At 41.2% G+C, this 21,287-nt stretch carries 18 protein-coding genes; 3 read left to right on the top strand and 15 right to left on the bottom strand.

Annotated features, from left to right (window positions below):
* Positions 1-27: 27 nt before the first annotated feature.
* From K5Y30_RS15970 to K5Y30_RS15960, 3 genes are all read left to right on the top strand, one after another.
* Positions 28-504: a YbaK/prolyl-tRNA synthetase associated domain-containing protein gene (locus tag K5Y30_RS15970; protein ID WP_222212178.1), complete on the top strand. Its 477-nt coding sequence runs from the start codon at positions 28-30 to the stop codon at positions 502-504.
* A 66-nt stretch (positions 505-570) separates the two neighbouring features.
* Positions 571-1,368, top strand: a complete 798-nt coding sequence (locus K5Y30_RS15965) for an ABC transporter substrate-binding protein (RefSeq protein WP_192411539.1) — start codon at positions 571-573, stop codon at positions 1,366-1,368.
* A 112-nt stretch (positions 1,369-1,480) separates the two neighbouring features.
* Positions 1,481-2,596, top strand: a complete 1,116-nt coding sequence (locus K5Y30_RS15960) for a succinylglutamate desuccinylase/aspartoacylase family protein (protein ID WP_222212105.1) — start codon at positions 1,481-1,483, stop codon at positions 2,594-2,596.
* Positions 2,597-2,726: 130 nt separating this feature from the next.
* On the opposite strand, the gene K5Y30_RS15955 is transcribed toward K5Y30_RS15960, so the two are convergent.
* The 15 genes from K5Y30_RS15955 to K5Y30_RS15885 all read right to left on the bottom strand — a co-directional run bounded on the left by K5Y30_RS15955 (position 2,727) and on the right by K5Y30_RS15885 (position 21,287).
* Positions 2,727-4,130, bottom strand: coding sequence for a glycosyltransferase family 2 protein (locus tag K5Y30_RS15955; protein WP_222212103.1), 1,404 nt, complete (start codon positions 4,128-4,130; stop codon positions 2,727-2,729).
* Positions 4,131-4,253: 123 nt separating this feature from the next.
* Positions 4,254-5,612 carry a glycosyltransferase family 2 protein gene (locus K5Y30_RS15950; RefSeq protein WP_222212101.1) on the bottom strand — a complete coding sequence of 453 codons (1,359 nt, stop codon included), beginning with the start codon at positions 5,610-5,612 and terminating at the stop codon, positions 4,254-4,256.
* Between the two features lies 1 nt (position 5,613).
* Positions 5,614-6,594 (bottom strand): glycosyltransferase family 2 protein, encoded by a 981-nt coding sequence (locus K5Y30_RS15945; protein WP_222212099.1) that lies wholly within the window; start codon positions 6,592-6,594, stop codon positions 5,614-5,616.
* Between the two features lie 25 nt (positions 6,595-6,619).
* On the bottom strand, positions 6,620-7,720 hold the full coding sequence (locus K5Y30_RS15940; protein WP_222212097.1) for an acyltransferase: 1,101 nt from the start codon (positions 7,718-7,720) through the stop codon (positions 6,620-6,622).
* 144 nt (positions 7,721-7,864) lie between these two features.
* A complete protein-coding gene (gene gndA, locus K5Y30_RS15935) occupies positions 7,865-9,271 on the bottom strand; it encodes an NADP-dependent phosphogluconate dehydrogenase (RefSeq protein ID WP_222212095.1) in 1,407 nt (468 codons plus the stop codon).
* 254 nt (positions 9,272-9,525) lie between these two features.
* Complete coding sequence (locus tag K5Y30_RS15930; protein ID WP_222212093.1) at positions 9,526-10,659, bottom strand: glycosyltransferase family 4 protein; 1,134 nt, start codon at positions 10,657-10,659, stop codon at positions 9,526-9,528.
* Positions 10,656-11,561: a glycosyltransferase gene (locus tag K5Y30_RS15925; RefSeq protein WP_222212091.1), complete on the bottom strand. Its 906-nt coding sequence runs from the start codon at positions 11,559-11,561 to the stop codon at positions 10,656-10,658. Before K5Y30_RS15925 ends, K5Y30_RS15930 begins: the two co-directional genes overlap by 4 nt.
* Complete coding sequence (gene glf / locus K5Y30_RS15920; RefSeq protein ID WP_222212089.1) at positions 11,558-12,709, bottom strand: UDP-galactopyranose mutase; 1,152 nt, start codon at positions 12,707-12,709, stop codon at positions 11,558-11,560. The genes K5Y30_RS15925 and glf overlap by 4 nt, the downstream gene beginning before the upstream one ends.
* A gap of 5 nt (positions 12,710-12,714) precedes the next feature.
* Positions 12,715-14,619, bottom strand: a complete 1,905-nt coding sequence (locus K5Y30_RS15915; RefSeq protein ID WP_222212087.1) for a DUF4422 domain-containing protein — start codon at positions 14,617-14,619, stop codon at positions 12,715-12,717.
* Between the two features lie 11 nt (positions 14,620-14,630).
* Positions 14,631-15,368 carry an ABC transporter ATP-binding protein gene (locus K5Y30_RS15910; RefSeq protein ID WP_222212085.1) on the bottom strand — a complete coding sequence of 246 codons (738 nt, stop codon included), beginning with the start codon at positions 15,366-15,368 and terminating at the stop codon, positions 14,631-14,633.
* Positions 15,368-16,135 carry an ABC transporter permease gene (locus K5Y30_RS15905; protein ID WP_064739220.1) on the bottom strand — a complete coding sequence of 256 codons (768 nt, stop codon included), beginning with the start codon at positions 16,133-16,135 and terminating at the stop codon, positions 15,368-15,370. The genes K5Y30_RS15910 and K5Y30_RS15905 overlap by 1 nt, the downstream gene beginning before the upstream one ends.
* A gap of 309 nt (positions 16,136-16,444) precedes the next feature.
* A complete protein-coding gene (galE, locus tag K5Y30_RS15900) occupies positions 16,445-17,458 on the bottom strand; it encodes a UDP-glucose 4-epimerase GalE (RefSeq protein WP_222212083.1) in 1,014 nt (337 codons plus the stop codon).
* A 48-nt stretch (positions 17,459-17,506) separates the two neighbouring features.
* A complete protein-coding gene (galF, locus tag K5Y30_RS15895) occupies positions 17,507-18,400 on the bottom strand; it encodes a UTP--glucose-1-phosphate uridylyltransferase GalF (protein WP_101763372.1) in 894 nt (297 codons plus the stop codon).
* 326 nt (positions 18,401-18,726) lie between these two features.
* Positions 18,727-20,067, bottom strand: coding sequence for an MOP flippase family protein (locus tag K5Y30_RS15890; RefSeq protein ID WP_008104858.1), 1,341 nt, complete (start codon positions 20,065-20,067; stop codon positions 18,727-18,729).
* Positions 20,064-21,287 (bottom strand): glycosyltransferase, encoded by a 1,224-nt coding sequence (locus tag K5Y30_RS15885; protein ID WP_101763424.1) that lies wholly within the window; start codon positions 21,285-21,287, stop codon positions 20,064-20,066. Before K5Y30_RS15885 ends, K5Y30_RS15890 begins: the two co-directional genes overlap by 4 nt.

The following is a 21,287-nucleotide window of genomic DNA, read 5'->3' as shown; positions in this document are numbered from 1 at the left end:
ACGCTATTCATCAGCATGGAGAACGCCATGACCACCCATGAAAAACTGATCGCCCTGCTCGACCAACATCAGGCGCGCTATCGCGTGATGGAGCATGAAGCGACCGGCAAGTGCGAAGCGGTGGCAGCGATTCGTGGTACGCAAGTGGGTCAAGGTGCGAAGGCGCTGGTGTGTCATGTGAAAGGCAACGGTATCAAACAGCATGTGCTGGCGGTGCTGCCTGCCGATCAGCAAGCGGATCTCAGCAAGGTTGCTGCAGCGGTTGGCGGTCGCCGTGCTTCGCTGGCCTCGCCTGCGGAAGTGGATACGCTGACCGGCTGCGTATTCGGAGCTATTCCGCCGTTTAGCTTCCATCCTGATTTACAGCTGGTGGTCGATCCGCTGCTGTTTGAACGCTATGACGAAATCGCCTTCAATGCCGGATTGCTGGAGCAATCGGTAGTGCTCAACATTGCAGATTACCAGGCACTGCATAATGGTAACGTGATGAAAATAATCCTCTAATTGCCTTGCCAGGCCCTGAGCGGTACTCTTTCTGACTCAACATCACATCAAAAGAAGACCGATATTATGGCAAGTTCTCGTTTAACCGCCCGCCTGCGTCACACGCTGGCGCTGGCTGTGCTGGCAGGTTGCGCGTTTGGTGCGCAGGCAAAAATTGATCAGGTGCGTTTCGCGGTTGATCCCACCTATCCTCCTTTCGAATCAAAAACGCCGCAGGGCAAACTGGTCGGTTTTGATATCGATCTCGGCAATGCGCTGTGCCAGCAGATGCAGGCCAAATGCGTGTGGGTGGAGAGCCAGTTCGATGGCATGATCCCGGCGCTTAAAGCGCGTAAGTTCGACGCCATCTTGTCTGATATGGGTATCACCGAAGAACGTCTGAAGCAGATTGATTTCACCGTACCGCTGTACGACACCCATACCCAGCTGATTGCGCGTAAAGGTTCTGGCCTGCTGCCAACCGCTGAATCGCTGAAAGGCAAAACCGTGGGCGTTGAGCAAGGCACCGTGCAGGAGCGTTATGCGCTGGCAAAATGGCAGCCGCATGGCGTGCAGGTTGTGCCTTATGGCGATCAGGCGCAGGTAGAAAGCGACCTGATTTCGGGTCGACTTGACGTGGTGTTTACAGATGCCGCTCAAGCCGCCAATGGCTTCCTGAAACATCCGCAGGGCAAAGATTTCGAACTGGCCGGCCCGATTGTACAGGATCCGATTATCGGTCCGGGCACCGCGATTGGTCTGCGTAAAGGCGACACCGAACTGAAAACCGCACTGGATAACGCGTTTGCCGAACTGAAGAAGAACGGCACTTTCGATAAAATTCAGAAACAGTACTTCGCGACGGACATCTCCATCCAGCAGTAATCTTTTGGGCGGCTTTTTTGCCGCCCTTTTTGCACTCAGCACTATAATTCCATCAGAAAATGCATCTGGCGTCGCTGAAAGCGTGCCACGAATAAAGGACATCGATAGCGTTATGCAACAACAACATCATCCTCTATTAAGCGCCTCGCTGGGAACGCAACGCGAAATTGTTAGCTTCCACTTCGGTACGGATTCACAGCAACGCGTCTACATTCAGGCTGCGCTGCACGGCGATGAACTGCCGGGCATGGCGGTGGCATGGTACTTGAAACAGAAATTGCTGGCGCTGGAATCTGCCGGACAACTCAAATCTAAAATCACATTGGTGCCGGTGGCGAATCCTTTAGCCATGGGACAACACTGGCACGGTAGCCATCTCGGGCGTTTCCATACGTTATCAGGACAAGACTTTAACCGCCGCTTCCCGGCATTGGGTGAAGCCTTGGTTGAGGAACTCGCTGGCTCACTGACGCAAAGTGAATACGAAAACAAACGCCTGATCAGGGAAGCGATTGATCGCCATTATCGTGACCGCATTGCCCGCACCGAACTGGATGCCCAGCGCTTTACGCTGATGCGTATGGCGAGCCAGGCCGATTTGATGATTGATCTGCATTGTGACTGGGATGCGCTGCCACACCTCTACACCACGCCGCATGCCTGGCCGGACATTGAACCTTTGGCGCGTTGGTTAGGCAGTGAAGTGCAGTTGCTGGCGCAGATATCTGGCGGTGAACCGTTTGATGAGGCTTGCTGTGAGCCGTGGCTAACATTGGCAGAGCGTTTTGGTGATGAGTATCCAATGCCGCGCGGCTTGCTGCCGGTGACGCTGGAACTACGCGGTGTCGCGGATGTATCGCCTGAGATGGCGGAGAAAGATGCTGACGGGATTATCAATGCACTGATTGAGGGCGGATATATTGCCGGTGAAGTGGGTGAGTCCCCTCCCCTGATTCATCCGGCGACGGCGCTGGCGGGATGTGAGTATATTCATGCGGCGCAATCTGGATTGGTGCTTTACCGACGTAATTTGGGCGAGTGGATTAAGGCTGGGGAAGTGGTAGCTGAGGTTGTTGATCCGATTACTGACCAGGTGATGCCGCTGGTGGCGGAGTTTGGTGGCGTGTTGTATGCGAGGAATTTGACCAAGTTTGTGACGGCGGGGATGTTGGTGGTGCGGTTGGCTGGGGAGAATGCTGGGAGACGGGGGGAGCTGTTGGTATATTAATTGACTTAAACGATTAAAAGGTATTAAAGAAATCAAAAAATAAAGGCCATGGGCTACATTTGGCCTTTAAAAATATGATATAATATCAATTCTCTTACAATTTTAGTATTATTTAAGAACCATGAAGTAATCAACCATTAGCTTTGTTAAATGACTCGATAAGATTTTTGTTTAATAATGCTTCTTTTTTCAAAAATTCTATCTCTCTGACACATGAGTCGTAAAGTTTTCTGTTTAAATAATGAGATTCTTCAAGCGTCATTGTTTGTTCGTTCAAAAGGTGATTTGTAGGGGCACATATATCAATTTCATTACAAAGATTTCCTTTATAACTTGAACTAATAAATTCATTGGAGGTTATAAAGAGTTCTTTATTTAAACTGGACAGATGCCCACTAACTTCGTTAAAAAACATTTTTAATTTTGCTAATTCACATGAAAGGTTATCCTTGGATTTTTTTGATTCACTTAGAAATTCATCATTAGAATCGATAAATCCTTGCTGAACAGATACTTTATCTTTTAAATTCTGTACTTCATGCAACAATCTATTTTTTAAATTGAATAAATATGAATCAGCATCAAATAAAACAATCCTTTCAAAAGCCTCTTTCGTGACATCTTCATAAAATACAGTGTCGTCACCCTTTAATTTTTGTAAGAAAAATTTTGCATCATTGTAAAATTCATAGAAAGCTTCTCCAGATAAAGTATTAACATTCCACTCAATGAAAAAAACAGCATAATTCATAAAATCATGTTTTCTTTTTTCATATAAGTCGTTCGATGAAAGAAAATTGTTTACTTCCGTGAGAGCCTCTAGAGCACAATGAGCCGATTTTTCTCTTGTATTTTCTAAAGAATCATTTCTTGAGACTGTATGATGTATCATGACATCTTTAATAATGCTAATTCGTTCTGCTAACATCATCTGAGCAGAAGTGAATAATAAATCGTTACTCGTCCTTATCTCCTGAAATAATATACCTGTTTTTTTTATAAATTCTTTTTTGAAAAACTTATCCCATGGCCACCAAATGAAAGTACGATAAAAATCTTTAGAAATATCATCTGCAGAAAAAACTTGTTTTTGAGGAAGAAGATCATGCCTTATAGTCCAAGGAGTTTCAATAATCTTTTTCGTCTGATAATTAACGAAATTTGATCCATACACTAAAATATCTGTATTTCTTAATTTAGCTTCTTTATAGAGAGTTGAAAGCAGATGTTCACTGACATAATCATCATCATCCAAAAAAATCACATACTCACCTCTTGCAGTCTCTAAGGCTTTATTACGACAAGCTCCTGCGCCAAGATTTTCTGAATTATTTATAACTCGAATTCTTTCATCTAAATTCGCATAATTTTGAATTAAAGTTTGTGTATTATCAGATGAGTTATCATTAACCAATATAAATTCTATATTTTCCAGTGTCTGATTATGAACATTGGTAAAAGTGCTTTGAAAATAATTTTCTGCATTATAGATGGGCATTATAACTGTTACATAAACATCATTAGCAATATTCATCTATTTCTTCAGCCTTTGATTTCAAATATATAGTATTAACAAAACAACCAGAAGCTTGCAATCAGATAAAGTTTAAAAGTAAACTGCACTACATCTCCTTTCATGAGTGCAGCACTTATAAAATTACTTCAAATTTCTCTCTGAAAGAATAAAGCCTGTCTCTACAATCTTTTCTAGATTTTTGATGTTGTGCTCATTCTTATGGAAACCATGATGAATATCCATAAAAAGCTTATTTTGTGATACTTCAATGTGATCAAGCCTTGAATTAACTTCATGAATTTTATCAAGGACCAAATCTAATTTTTCCGAAATCTCTAAAGAAACATTAGCTTGTGAACTAATGTATTTACGCCCAGCAATTTTATGGCGATAAGAACAAATTTTGTACTTCAAGTGACGGATAGACATTGAAGTAAATCTTCGTAGCCCCAGCTTGTGATAGTTAAATTTGACTTTCTCATTCATTTTTTCTGAAAGTGCGCCGTTCATGACCTTGACAAACTTTTTTTGATCTTTACTAATAACGGCTATAATAAGTTCAATAGACTTACGATCATAAAATCTATTCAGGAAGTAATCCTGCACTTCACTTTTAGTATATTTAGAAAAGTGAGGGATTAAAGCATCGTAAAACTCTTTCGCATAGCTAGAAGCTAATACTTGCTGAATCCAGGATACATGCCCACACAACCAGTTAAGAGCATATTCTCTATAGTCGTTTAAAATATTTTCTTCAGATAAATATTCATAAATTACAGAATGTTGATGGAAAACGCCTAATAAACGCTCCCCGCCAGAGGACATTGTTTGCCCAACGCGATTTCTTCTATGTAAGCATAATACTTCATTTACGAAAGCAACTTTATTTGAATTTAACGTTGTCATCCAATGAAACCCATTGTCTTCAAAGAAAAATGGACCTACAGGAAAATGTAGTGATTTGGAAGACAGCATTTTACGATTATAAATTTTTCTCCAAGGTACAGGCAATAACTCCAGTATTATCTTTTTATTATCAGGATTAGAAATATCCAATGAATCATTCAGAGCAACTTTAGACCAAGAAGGTTCATATGGTTCATTTTTTACACCTGATTCTGATTCGAACTCCTGAAAATTACATAGCGCTATATCAGCATTATTTTTGAGTGCGCTGTTATATAATTTTTCGAACATACTTACGTCATAAAGATCATCACCATCAGCAAAACCTATAAAGTCACCCTTAGCCATATCTATACCTATATTAGCTGGCGTTGCAACTCCCCCTGGCGAATTTTGAGTATTCAGAATAGGTATTATTCGAGAATCTTTGGCAGCATATTCATTTATTATATCTTGTGTTTTATCAGTTGAACCGTCGTCAACGACAATAATTTCGATGTCTTTTATTGTCTGATTTACAATATTATTCAGACACTCACCTATAAAAGACTCAATATTATAAGATGTTACGATTATTGAAATTTTAGGATTCATTTTAAATACCTTCTTTATTGATTATGAACTCACAAATATTATTATAAAAATATTCATTTAAATGATAAATCTTCTGTAATTGCTCAAAACTTATATTTAAAAAGATATCTTTTGCAGTTTCATGAAATTTTTTCTTATATTCATCACTTATTATTCCATAAGCCCAACCTATAACATCCGCTGAAAAATACCAAAAAACGGATTCAAATGGCTTATATACATCATTGCTTTTAATTAAATCATAAAGCTGCTGAATAGCATTTAGGCATTGAATCCTAAGACCAGAAGAATTATTTGTCATGTTATTTCCGCTTGGATCCAAAATGTAATTGCAAATTACTTTTTCAGAAATATGAATTTTATTTGAATTCATCAAAATGGTCCAGTGAGGAAGAATATCCTCATGCAGGCGAAGACTCCCAAATGTTACATTATTTTTAATTAGATATTGAGTCTTACATATTTTCGTCCATGGGTAATTAATTAAAGTAAGCAGTTTCGGATAAATTTTTGGATCTAATATATTACCTACATTATTATGAATATAGTTATATATTTCCCTGTCCTTTTCCCACATCGCAATATTTTCCTTTTCAGGTCCATAGAGGATATTATACTTTCCTATAGAGACATCTAAATCATGAATATCCATATAATTAACAATTTCGTCTATAGCATTCTTCAGCATTAAATCATCACTATCAAAGAAAAGAGTGTATTCTCCTTGTGCATATTTTAAACCCAAATCACGTGCAACACCTGGTCCTTCGTTAATATCTTTTTCGATAACCCTCAAGTTATTCTTATTCTTGGAAAAATCAGATATAACGTTCAACGTTCTATCTTGTGATTTATCATCAACTATGATAATTTCAAAAGAATTAGAAATTGATTTATATATAGAATCAAGAGTGTCAATAATATAGCTGCTAGCATTATATGCAGGAATTATTATTGATATCTTTACAAGTTGATTACTCATCCCCAACCCCAAAACAGTAATTTATTTAATTAAATTTCTTTGCTATGCTATTTGCTAAATTAATTGATGGAATATCAACATAACGTTCAAATAACGATGAAAACAGTAAACAAATTGGTATGGCAACAAAAACACTTAATAAGAAAATAAAAATTGTTATTTCTTGAAAGTAAACATGTATAAAATAGCTAATTATTGAAAGAATAGTTGTGTGAATGATGTATAGAGGAAACGAAATTCTCCCAAGAAATTGTGCAATTTTTTTATTTAAAACTTTAATTGAAAGCTCAGAATTAAGAATTGATGCAAATATTAAAATACTACCAATCAACATCATGGTCTGATAAAGGTCAGTATATTTTGAAGCATTAAACAATTTAAGATAAGAATACATACCTCCATATACATCTACACCCTCACGCTGATAAGGTGAAGTGACCAGTATCAGTCCAAAGATAAACGCAATAAATCTAGTTACAGAATTTAATTTAAATAGTTCCCTTACATAAAGATTGCTGAAAATCATACCAATTACAAACAAGCAATAGAAAGATGAGTTAAAAAGTAAAAATACAAAAGTTATAATATAAAAAAACATCTTATATTTATATTGACCGAAAAGTGCCAACATGCAAAATACAATCAATGAACCATATATTTCAAAGGATATAGTCCAAAGAGCATAATTCTTTAACTGAACATGTTCGAAAGGGGCATAATATAAAGCTTCACTCAAAGCGTGAATGAAATGCAAGTTTATGTCATGACCAGTGTAAACCCTCAGCAATTTAAAAGATAAATACATAAAAATCATTGAGCACACGATTGGAAAAATCAATCTAGGGTATCTTTTTATTACTCCAGCTGTAATATCTTTGTGATTACCAGAGCGATTGAATTTTATGGAAAGAACAAATCCACTTAAAATAAAAAATATGCAGACCGGTGCGATCCCACTATAAATTATATTAATTGGAGTTAAAGCAACTAGCTTTCGTATCAACCCACCAATTTCACTTAATCCAGTGAATCTTATATCTGGTTTAAATTCATTAATGCAATGATCGAGAATAACAATAAAACAACAAACACCTCTTAAACCTTCAAGATACTTAATTTTATTCATGAGCCACCAAGGATTAAAAAATCAGATGAAATAAAAAATTTAAAGCAGCACTTAATTTTATTCATTATCTAAACACATTGACTTCCAAAAAAAAAGCCTCTAGCAGAGGCTTAGTTTGATTAAAACTTCAATTAATCCTTATTATTAAAGCCATTCAGTATGAAACACGCCTTCTTTATCGATACGCTTGTAAGTATGCGCACCAAAGTAATCACGTTGAGCCTGAATCAGATTCGCCGGCAGAACTTCTGAACGATAGCTATCATAGTATGCAATAGCAGCAGAGAAGGTCGGCGTCGGAATACCGTTCTGAATAGCGTAAGATACTACATCACGCAGCGCCTGCTGGTACTCATCAGCGATATTCTTGAAGTAAGGATCCAACAAAAGGTTAGCGATGTCTGCATCATTCGCATAAGCATCGGTAATTTTCTGCAGGAATTGAGCACGGATGATGCAACCAGCACGGAAAATCTTAGCAATCTCACCGTAATGCAAATCCCAGTTGTTTTCTTCAGAGGCTGCTCGCAGTTGAGAGAAGCCCTGAGCATAAGAGACGATTTTGCCCAGGTACAATGCACGGCGCACTTTTTCTACAAACTCAGCTTTATCACCGGTAAAGGCTTTCGCCTTCGGGCCGCTGAGTACTTTGGAAGCTGCAACACGCTGAGTTTTCAGAGAAGACAAATAGCGTGCAAACACTGATTCGGTGATCAATGACAATGGCTCGCCCAGATCCAACGAGCTCTGGCTGGTCCATTTACCGGTGCCTTTGTTAGCTGCTTCATCCAGAATGACATCAACCAGATATTTACCGTCTTCATCTTTTTTAGTGAAGATATCTTTAGTGATGTCGATCAGATAGCTGCTCAACTCACCGTTGTTCCATTCGGTGAAGGTTTCAGCCAACTCTTTGTTGTTGAGACCTAATGCGCCTTTCAGCAAAGCATACGCTTCAGCAATCAGTTGCATGTCGCCATATTCGATGCCGTTGTGCACCATCTTCACATAGTGACCGGCCCCATTAGGACCTATATAAGCTACGCAGGCTTCACCATCTTCTGCACGTGCCGCGATCTTATCCAGAATTGGTGCAACCAACTCGTAGGCTTCTTTCTGGCCACCAGGCATGATTGATGGGCCTTTCAGTGCACCCTCTTCACCGCCAGAAACACCAGTACCAATAAAATTGAAGCCTTGATCGGACAGCTCTTTATTACGACGAATGGTGTCTTTATAGAAGGTGTTACCACCATCGATCAGGATATCGCCCTTTTCCAAATGAGGAGTCAGGGAAGCGATAGTTTTATCAGTTGCCTCACCTGCTTGTACCATCAGAAGGATTCGACGTGGTTTTTCCAGCGATTGAACAAACTCTTCTACAGTATAGAAAGGCGCAAGTTTTTTACCCTGGTTCTCAGCGATGACTTCATCAGTCTTTTCACGTGAACGGTTGAAGATAGAAACAGTGTAACCGCGGCTCTCAATGTTAAGAGCCAAATTGCGCCCCATAACTGCCATACCTACAACACCGATTTGCTGCTTTGACATTTATCTACTCCTGTCTGTTTGTAAACCGTATATAAACTGTTCATTAGATGTTAACTGAAATATCTTACATCATGATACGGGTAACTTTAAACAATTAAAAATCGCAAGCACTCAAAGCTAAACTATAGTTTAGCTGGAGGAAGCTGTAATAGAAGCAAATGAATTGGTAAATCATTATTAAATTATCATCATAATCACTTACAAAAAACATCAAACACTAATATAAATAATATCTTCTGCCAATTATGAACTTACTAATTAGCTATTAAATTCTTATAAATCCCCAGCGTGGTTTCAATTACTTTCTTTGAAGAGAAACCATCTACAGCTTTTATACTTGCTCTTTTGCCAAATTCTTTTCTCAGCTCAATATCAACTAGCAAAACTTGTAATTTATCAAGTAATTCTGGAAAGTTACTTTTCTCAATTAAGTATCCAGTTTCATTATTTTTAATAATGCTGCCACAGCCTCCGGTATCGTAAGCTATTGTAGCTCTACCTATAGCTGCTGCCTCAATTAAAATTCTTGGAACGCCCTCCGCATAAACAGAAGGTAACGCTATAATATTTGATTTTTTTATCAATTCACTCACATTATTTGATTTACCCAACCATCTAATAATGCCTTTACACGACCAATCTTCAATTAAACTTTGCGGGATTGAATCTGGGTCATTTTTAACTATAAAACCAGCCACATCTAATACAAAATCCACGCCCTGCTCGCGGAGAGCAATCTTTGCATCAATAAGGTCTTTTAAACCTTTACTCCATATGAGACGACCTGCAAACAGCACCACTGGAATTTCTCTATCATCTTCCTCAACATAATTAAAATCTGATAGATTGACACCCGCACCATTTATTACAAAAGTCTTATTGATATCAATACCAGTTCTATTAACTATTTCACATCTGTCATTTTCATGTTCAAATATGAAGAAAACATTTTTTTTCTTAGAAATCCATGCGTAAAGCTTAGTTACTATTTTCTTTAGAAGCTTGTAAATAATAACTTCTGAAGAAAAGACTCTACCTAACCCAACAAAACTTAGAACTAAATTTTTGTTATGTATTTTTGAATATAAGCCGCCAATGATGCATGCTTTGATTGTGATACAGTGAATAATATCAGGGCTAATTTTTTTTAGTATTTTACAAGAGCGATAGACATCCTTCATTAAAAAAAACGGATTTAATGATTGCTCAGACATATTGGAATTATGTGTGATTAGTCCTAACAATTCTAATGAGCGTCTTTCATCATCACTTGAAAAATTGCATATTACGTGAACTTGATAGCCATTATTGATAGCAGCTACCGCTCGTTCCTTCCAGTGCAAACTAAAATACCAATCAGAATTTATATAGAAACATAATTTTTTCATTTAATGACACCATCTTTAGATATTTTACTTTTATTCAAAGCCCCATCCCACACCCCCCTTATAATTGCTTTAAAATATTTCAACTTACTTTCTGAATGAATTGTTTGTAATAAATAACTAAATATTCTAATTAGAATGGAAGTATATCCAAATGGCTTCTTCTTTCCAAATATGTGCACAGACCAAATAAGATTCCTGACAAGATAATATATTTTCCCCGGACTCATCACTGTTTGCCTGTCAGCTATGTCATGTATGAAGCTAAGTGTGGGTTCGTATTTTATTTTATATCCCTGCCTGACTAAAAACCATGAATAGTATACATCATCAAAGTAGATAAATAGGCGTTTATCTATATTTTGGTAAGTATTCCTGAGAACGTTTGAGTTAATAAAAACCCCTACAAATGAAAACGAAATTATGCTACAACATTCTTCGCCAACTGCTGTAAATAAATTAGGTTCGGCACGATATTTATTAACATCTCTTATCGTATTCGGAAATTTAATCCACGGTATATTCATCTTGCAACGAATGCCTCGTTTATCTACGACTTTTGTTGCTATAGCATCTACGTCAGTCTTATCGGTCAACGCAAAATTGTTGAGCAATTCTATATCTGGATATGCGTCATCATCAAAGAAAAGAACCCAATCTGTAATACAATTTTCAGAAATCCATTTAGCTCCTTTATAGAATCCCCCAGCGCCACCATCATTGGTATCACTATTTAATATATTTATATTAGGTTCGTCAATGGACTCTAGCCAACACTGCGTATCATCAGTTGATGCATTGTTTACTATAACAATCTGGTGAAAAGATAGCAGCCTCGCGGCCGCTACACATTTTTTTAACTTTTCAAGTCGATTGTAAGTGACAATCAACGCAGTAATTTTCATCTCGGATTAACCACAAATGATGGCATTTTTTGATTATCTAATAGTGCCTGACGATATGAACGTACTACTGACAATGCCTCGGCTATTGTCACATCCATATCGAGGTAACGATAAGTTCCAAGACGACCAATAAATGTAATGTTACTTTCTGATTCTGCTTGATCTAGATACTTTTGAAGCAATGACATTTCACCCATTTGTCTAATTGGATAATAAGGAATGTCTTTCTCAGTACAAGAGCGACTAAACTCTTTATAACATACAGTTGAATCATGCTTTTCCCATGGGGCAAAATATTTATGTTCAGTGATCCTGGTATAGGGTACATCAACTTCACAATAATTCATTACGGCACAACCTTGATAATCACCTTCGGCAGTGAATTTATCAAAGTCTAAAGTTCTGTATCCTAAGCGCCCTAAACTATAACCGAAGTATCCATCCAACTGACCACTATAAAACACATGGTCATAATTTTCTTTTTCTTGAGGGTTATAATCAGTGTTCAATTCAACAGTAATATTTTCGTGATTTAGAATCGATTCAACAATTGGGGTATAACCCTCTTTTGGCATGCCTTGATACTTATGATTGAAATAGTTGTCATCATAATTAAAGCGTATTGGGAGCCTTTTTAAGATAGAAGCTGGCAACTCTTTTGGCTCCATCCCCCATTGTTTAATGGTATAGCCCTTAAAGAATGACTCATATAATTCTTTACCAACAAATCTTAACGCTTGATCTTCGAATGTTTTAGGATCAAGGATTGTTGCATCACCCTTTGATTCAATGAGCTTTTTAGCTTCTTCAGGATTACATGTAGTTTTAAAAAACTGATTGATCGTGTGTAAGTTGATCGGTAAAGAGAAAACCTGTCCATTTACAGTTGCTTTAACTCTATTTACGTATGGCATCATCTCGCAATGCGAACTGATATAATTCCAGACTTCTTCATTATCGGTATGAAATATATGAGGCCCATAGGTATGAATCATTACATTAGTTTTTTCGTCTCGCTCGCTATAGCAATTTCCAGCGATATGGGCACGAGAATCAATGATTCGTACATTGTGCCCGTCCTCTGCTAGTTCACGCCCAATCACTGCACCTGAAAAGCCAGCACCTACAATTAATACATTCTTTTTCATATAAATTAACCTAAAATCATCCGACGAAATTTATAATAAGTTTTTGCGATATGCTGCCGACGCTTACTACCAACTGGAGCATAACGATTTAAATATGGCATCAATTTGCGTTTTACTTTTGTCTGGAATAATATCTTGTTACTGCCTGTGTTATTCGCAATTACGTTAACCTTACCGTTCAAGCGGTTAATAACTTCTAGTTGCCAAGGCGTTCCATCGATATAAGACATGAAGTTATCAAAGAAATCGACATGAGGAGCATCCCAGGGCTTGTTTTCACCTGCAAAATGAATCATTTTTGGTTTTCTTCTGGAAGCCAAAAACTCCATGTATGATGCAAATTTAAGATTTGGGAAGAAATCATCTGTATTGCCATTACCATGATATACATTCCACTCAAATGGCAGATAATGCACTCGGTCGTAAAATACCTTATTCATAATGTCTTGGTCTAAGAACCAAAACGATCTGGATTTCATAGTCGCCATTAACTTAGTGTATGTATTTTCAATATTCATTTGCGCAATATTGAAAAGTATTAAGCCAGCCTGAAAGTAACGCTCTGTATCCTTCATTGACAGAACATTATTTAAATATTCTTTTGCTGTTTCGTTTTTACCTTCTTCAGAATGAGCAATAGCGCCAAACTTTACAAAACCTTCCATGACAATATCTTTAACAGCTGCTATAAGATTATTATTCAGATCAATATGAACTAATTCTGCAACGTCACTTTCAACTATAGTATCAGCATCGATAAACAGGACTTTTTCAAAATTAGAAAATAAAGAAGGAATAAATAATCTGGCATAGGTCGCAGCGCTAAAATGCGCGCGCGTATAAACACTTTTCATTTCACTAAATGCATTAACATCAAAGAAGCGTAATGAAAAGTTACTTTTATTTTTTAACAGCGAAATTAAACGCGACTTATTTCTTGCCGAAACACCATTTTCTAGTACAACAATATCGTAATTATCCTTTTCATTGCTATTTTTTACTATGGAGTTTATTAGTGCTCCACCACTTAATGAGTAATTATCATCAAAACAAATGACAATAGGGATATTTTTTAATTCAAAATTCTGTTTTAACTTCCCGTTAAATGTTTCATTTTTAACAAAAGTTCTTTGAATTTCTTTTTTATTTAACCCAGTGGTTTTTTCTTTATGAATCAAATAAATATTAAACAGCCTTTCGGAGATATGGCCTATAACTCTTCTTTCTTGTGTATCATAATTTTTCAGCGCAAAATGATTTTCAAGATTACCTAATATCGAAAATAACCACTCTGAATATTCTCTGAATAATTCAGATTTCATAACGAACATATTCGTATAATATCCATCGTGAGCAGTATTGAATTCTTTTACCGCTGCAGCATATTCAGGATACAGATACAATAAGCTGTCTATTGCTGACTGGTAATCTTCAATATGTAAATGCTGAGATATTTTATAATGTTCATAATTATTCTTACTCCCCGCCTGCTTTACACTCCATTTTTTAGGCAACAAGATATCATAATCGGCTATTGCACTAATGATGCTGCTTTCATCTAATCCAAACTTTTTTTCATATTCAGGAGATATAACGTCTTCATTAATTACACCCCAAACATCTTCATCAAAACTTTGATCTGATGAAAAATTTAAATGCCTCCTGTAGTGCATAAAGCCGACATAATCTGATGAGAGATCATTTTTCCATACCCAATATTGAGCTGTAAGTTCGCAATAAAATGGATTCTTAAAAGAAATATTTTCTCCAGTATTATCACCTAAACAGCAAATATCATTATAGCTATTAGCTTTTCCTACATGTATTGGTTTTATTACATTCGATGATAAAAAGGCGCTAGGCTTATGATGGCTGGTATATATTTTAACTTTTTCATTTGTAACGTTCATTCATTGTTTCCTTACATTGAAGATCGATATTGTTCTAAAATTACACCCGCATTGCCACTCGCCTTTAATCGGTGGTTCTCAATCCATATAACTCTGTCACAAATCTTTTCAATATCGGTTAAATTATGACTAACAAATAGTATCGTTACGCCTTTCTCTTTAAATTTGTTAATGGTCTCAATGCACTTCTTTTGAAACGCATAATCACCTACAGCTAAAACCTCATCAATAATTAAAATATCCGGATCGACTTGAGTAATAACCGAGAAACCCAGTTTTGCTAACATGCCGCTTGAATAAACACGAATCGGTTCATCAATAAATTCACCAAGCTCAGAAAATTCAATAATCTTATCAATTCGTTCATTTAATTGCTTACGTCTCAAGCCGAGTAGAGTTGCATTTAATCTAATATTTTCTCTACCAGTGAGTTCAGGATGAAAGCCGCCTCCCAATTCTAGCATCGAAGCGACTCGGCCTTTGGTGATGACACTCCCTGCAGTAGGCTTAATTACTCCAGCAACCAAACCTAAAGAAGTGCTTTTACCAGCACCATTTCTGCCTATCAAAGCAACAGATTCCCCTTTATTAACTGTGAAGTTGATATCCTCAATAGCCAGATAGCTTCTACCTGATAAAAGGGTTAATGCTCTTTTGGGGTTAAAAATCAGCTCTTTAATTCCTGAGCCAATATGATGATATAAGGGATAACTTTTAGTTACCGCTTTAAATTCAATTGCGACTTCCATTATAAAATCTCTGCGAAACGGTATTTTAATTTGTTGAAAACCCATGCACCAATGGTAAGCGTCACGATTCCCATACCATAAAGTGAAAGAATTTTTTCATAATCAACATGACCATTCATGAATAATTCTCTCCAGCTTAAAACCATATCTGCGAGAGGATTATAGGTTATTAACCATTGATATTTTTCAGGTATCATATCACTGGCATAAAGTATCGGCGTGCAATAGAACAGCAGCATAATACCCAATGTAATAAACCTTTCTAAATCACGGAAGAAGAGATTCAATGTTGAAAGGAAAAGAGCAATACCATAGGAGAAAATTAATTGTGCAATGCCAATCAATGGGATGCCATAGATCCAATTCCAATGAGGCGTCATGTCATATATCAAAAGGAACACAATGATAACAGGAATGGTACATAGGAAATGCAAGCACTCCATCATGACATTACTGAAAGGAATAACTGATCTTGGAAAAACCGTTTTCTTTATTATTTGTGCATTAGCTATGAACGAAAACAGCGAGTTAGAGGTTGTGCTTGCAAACCACTGCCAGGGAAACAATCCTGTGATAATAAAGATTGTGTAATTCGGGATTTGGACTCGCATGATTAACTTGAAGATAAAGTAGTAAATCATGGCAAAGAGAAGTGGATTAGCTATTGACCATAAATAACCTAGAAAACTGCTTTTATAGCGAACTTTAAGTTCCTTCTCAGTGATTACTGTTATTAAATCAATGAGATATCCCAAACTAAACTTCATACTTTACGCTCTAATTTTAAGCTTACGCTAATGATTATTTAATGTTCGATGATTAGTTCTGCAGACGCTACCGCCCCTGGCTCTATAGCTACCAGTACACTACTAATCAATCCATGTTCCGAAAGTTCGTGCTGCTATTTCCGATAACAAGCTAAACACATAACTTAAATTTTATAATGACCATCCGCACTTTTTGATAAGCGCAGAATGTTATCATTTCCGATAACTACTGAAAAGCCTGTAAAACTCCATGATTTATAAAGCAAAAAAGCCTGTCCGTAGACAGGCTTTGAGCTATAAACAGTATAACTAACGGAATCCATTCGGATTCTTCGACTGCCAGTTCCACGTATCACGCATCATGGCATCAATCCCGCGCGTCACACGCCAGTCCAACTCAGTATTTGCGAGACTTGCATCTGCCCAGAACGCCGGCAAATCACCGTCACGGCGTGGCTTAAACTCGAACGGAATCGGCTTACCGGACGCTTTCTCAAACGCCTTGATCATCTCCAGCACGGAGAAGCCCACGCCGCCACCGAGGTTGTAAGCTTTGTAGCCTTCAACTTTGGCTAAGTGGTCCAGCGCTTTCAGGTGCCCTTCTGCCAGGTCGACCACGTGAATGTAGTCGCGCTGTGCGGTGCCATCCGGCGTGTCGTAATCATCGCCAAACACGCCCAGCTTCTCAAGACGGCCAATCGCCACCTGCGCGATGTACGGCAGCAGGTTATTAGGAATGCCGGTTGGATCTTCACCGATTTCACCAGATTCATGCGCGCCAACCGGGTTGAAGTAGCGCAGTGCGATGGCCTTGAAGTTCGGATCGGCTTTAGCGAAGTCGCGCATCACGAATTCGATCATCAGCTTCGAGGTACCGTACGGGCTGGTGGTACCGCCAATTGGCGTGGTTTCCACGTAAGGAACCGGTGCATCGGCGCCATAAACGGTCGCAGATGAGCTGAAGATGAAGTTCCACACGCCAGCTGCGCGCATCTCTTCCAGCAGCACCACGGTGCCAGCTACGTTGTTTTCGTAATATTCCAGCGGCATGCGCGTGGATTCACCAACGGCTTTCAATGCGGCGAAGTGAATCACAGCGCTGATATCGTTAGTGGCAAACAGGTCACGCAGGCAGGCGCGATCGCGGATGTCGCCTTCAACGAACACCGCTTTTTTGCCTGAGAGCTTTTCCACGCGGTTGATGGCTTCGCGGGAAGCATTGCAAAGGTTATCCAGGACCACAACGTCGTCGCCGCGCTCTAACAGCGCCAGCACCGTATGGGAGCCGATGTAACCCGCTCCACCCGTTACCAAAATAGCCATGTGTACTCCTTTAAACCGCGCTAACGGCGCGGTAGAGAATGAGAAAGCTTATTTCGCCAGGATTTTCTGAATAGATTCGCGGAAATCGCGGCCCTGATCGTTGTTACGCAAGCCGTAAGAGACGAATGCCTGCATATAACCGAGTTTACGACCGCAGTCGTAGCTGGTACCGGTCAGCAGCTGCACATCAACTGGCTTCTTCTTGCTCAGAGAGGCGATAGCATCGGTCAGCTGAATGCGGCCCCATGCGCCCGGCTCAGTGCGCTCCAGCTCTTCCCAGATATCCGCAGAGAGCACATAACGGCCAACTGCCGTCAGGTCAGAGTCGGTAGAACCCGCTTCTGGCTTCTCAACAAAGCTGGTGATGGTGCTGATATCGCCTGGGTTATCAATCGGCTCTTCGGTAGTCAGCACGCCATATTCAGTAAGATCTTCGCCCGGCATGTGTTTCGCCAGCACCTGGCTGTGGCCCGTGTCTTCGAAACGCGCAACCATTGAGGCAAGGTTATAACGCAGGTGGTCAGCGGTGGAGTCATCCAGCAGCACGTCTGGCAGCACCACCACAAATGGGTTGTCGCCAATCATTGGACGCGCACACAGCACGGAGTGGCCCAGGCCTAACGGGTTGGCCTGACGCACGTTCATGATGGTCACGCCCGGCGGACAGATTGACTGCACTTCGCTCAGCAGCTGACGTTTAACGCGCGCTTCTAGCAGCGCTTCCAGCTCGTAAGTGGTATCGAAGTGGTTTTCCACTGCATTTTTGGAAGCATGGGTGACCAGCACAATCTCCTTGATGCCAGCCGCGACGCATTCGTCAACAATGTATTGAATCATTGGTTTGTCGACAATTGGCAGCATCTCTTTCGGAATGGCTTTCGTCGCAGGAAGCATATGCATACCGAGACCCGCAACGGGGATTACTGCTTTAAGCTTGGTCATATTTATTCCATTTCATGAAGTGAATACGTGGGGTCGATTATGCAGGATCGGCCGGTCGAGCAAGTATAATCTTTATCTGAAAAACCGGCACTAACTCTCTGTCACACCATCAAAAATCGCCAATTTGGCCGGTAAAAACGCCGAAATACCAATGAGGAACCGATGCGCTAAACCGCTGAAAAATCGTGAAAGGATTTGAGATGACGAGACCAGAGATTGACTGAAAGCTGAGTTGATAATGCGCCATAAATGGCGCCGCTACGGACCGTGTAAACATTGAGTCATCTGTAGCGGCGCGATTCATCACGCGGGTTGGATGTTGATGGCTACAGCCAGCCCTCAAACCATTCCGGCATCACGAACAGGTTGAAGTGGTTTACCAGCATCATCAGCGCAACAAACACCACCGACACCGAAACCCACTGACGCGCATACGGCATAAAGCGGATGCCAATCACCGGCTTGATGAAGAACGGATGGGCAAAGGCAGAAATCAGCACCTGCGAGATCGACAGCGTCAGCGCCACATACAGCACGTTCGGCCAGATGTAGGTCGTCGCCAGCACCGCAACCACTACCAGGCTCGCCACAATGTTCCAGTAGAACTCAACATTGGTGCGGCCGTTGGCCTGCGAAATCGCGCCGGTTAAGCCGCCCATCGGACGCAGCATGCCAAACAGCAGCATCAGCGGGATCAGATGGTAAACCTGCTCATGTGAAGCGCCGTACAGCACGCGCACAATGACCGGGGAAAGGATGCCAATCGCCAGATACATCGCACTACTGAACAGCATGATGACGAAAGTGCCTTTCAGGAACAGCTTTTTCAGCTGCTCTGGATCGTGCTGCTTCTCAGCGAAGCGCGGCAATGCCAGGCGGTTAATCACCGGCGAAACCAGCTTCAGCGGTTGCAGAATCAGCTCTTTTGCCAGCGAGTAAATCCCCAGCATCTCCGCACCCATCACTTTACCGACGATCAGCGCATCGGCCTGGGTACGCAGCTGATTGATGGTCTGCGAACCAAGCTGATACACGCCATAACGCACGGCGCTGACGAAGGTTTTGCCGTCGAACTCCCAGGTCGGACGCCAGGATTTCTCGCCGAAGTAGATCATGCAGAGAATGCGCGTGAAGGCGTTGATGAACAGACCAAGAATCGCCGCCGCCACGGTAAGCGAGGTGTAATACAGCATCGCCACGGTACACAGGAACGCAAACAGCTTGGTGGCCATCTCAATCTTCGCCAGCGTTACCATGCGTTTGGTTTTCACATAGTGCGCCTGATACTGCGACAGATGTCCCAATACCAGGAAGTTGAGGCTGGTGAGCATGATCAAGCCCACCAACTCCGGCAAATGATAGAACCACGCCACCGGATAGGCAATCGCCAGCATAATCAAGCCGGTGCAGAAACTGAGCGACACGTTCACCCAGTAAATAGTGCTCTGCTCGCGGCGATTAATATCCTGGCGATGCACGATATAGCTGCTCATGCCCATATCCTGCAGCACGGTCGCCACCGCCAGAATCGCATTGATGATCGCCAGTAAACCCAGCTCGTGCGTTTCCAGTTTGCGCGCCAGCACGGCGAGCTGTAACACCTGAAGCAATGCGGCAAAACAGGTACTACCAAACAGCCAAACGGCCTGTTTTTTTAATCCGCTCACACCATGCGCTCCAGAATTTTCGCCAGCTCACCGTAAGCGATGTGCTGATTGAACTCAGTTTCGACTTTCTGCCGCGCAGCGGCGACCACCGGTGCCACATCCACGTCGCCACGCGACAGGCGCAGCAACGTCGCCGCCAGCTCGTCAGGATCGTTCTCAGCCACCAGCCATCCGCTGACGTCATTCTCAATCAGTTCAGGAATGCCGCTGTGATAGGTCGACACCACCGGCAAGCCAACCGCCATCGCTTCCATCAGCGCCACCGGAATGCCTTCCATATCGCCATCTGCGGCGGTTTTGGACGGCAGCAGGAAGATATCCGCCTCATTCAGCGCCTGGCGAATCTCATCCTGCGGCTTGAAGCCCGGCATGGTGACGTAATCCTGCAATCCAGCGCGCGCGATGTGCTCGCGCATCATGCCATCCTGTTCGCCGTTACCAATGATGGTGAACTGGAACTGGCCGCCGTTATTGCGCAGGATTTCGCTGGCTTTCACCGCCACATCCAACCCTTTCTTCTCGGTCAGACGCGCCACTGAGACGATGCGCAGCGGTTGATGGAACGCCTCGCGCGGACGGAAGTTAAACTTCTCCGGCTCGATGCCCATACGCGTGACGTGCACCTTGGCGCGCGGACAACCCATCTCAATCAGCTTGTTCTCCCACAAGTGGCTGATAGGCAGCATCAGTTCGCTCTGTTTGAACAGGTTGACGTAGTCGAGCTTGTGCTCTTCCAGGATGTGACGACGCGAAATATCCGCGCCGTGGAACACCGTCGCCTGCTTGCCTTTCAGCACGCCGAGTTCGCGCAGCTTGTTAGCCAGCGCGCCGGCATAGCCAAAGTGCACCAGAAACACATCGGCGGTGTAAGGCTGCCTGGTGTTGGCGACAATCGCCGGCAGCAGCAGTTTGCTGGCCTGTGCGCCGTAGCGACGCACATTCAGCGACTTCAGCAGTGCACCTTTGGTGATTTTCGGCAGTATCAACCCGATACGCTGCGTCAGCTTATCAAGGTTGGATACTTTCTCTTCCGGCAGTAAATAGTGGGTTTTCGCTGCCAAATTGTAGTCATCGAACGCGGCATGGCGATTAATCATATCGCCCGGAAACACGGAGATAATCTCCACGTCGTAGCCTGCGTCGATGAAATGCGTCACCTGATTGAGCACGAAGGTCTCAGAGGCAACAGGAAAACGCATGGTGAAAAAGGTCAGCTTCAT

It is taken from the genome of Pantoea sp. DY-5 (genome assembly GCF_019795955.1).
Taxonomy (GTDB): domain Bacteria; phylum Pseudomonadota; class Gammaproteobacteria; order Enterobacterales; family Enterobacteriaceae; genus Pantoea; species Pantoea leporis.
The sequence above is the reverse complement of the archived record's forward strand: the minus strand, read 5'-3'. Positions and strand labels throughout refer to the sequence as shown.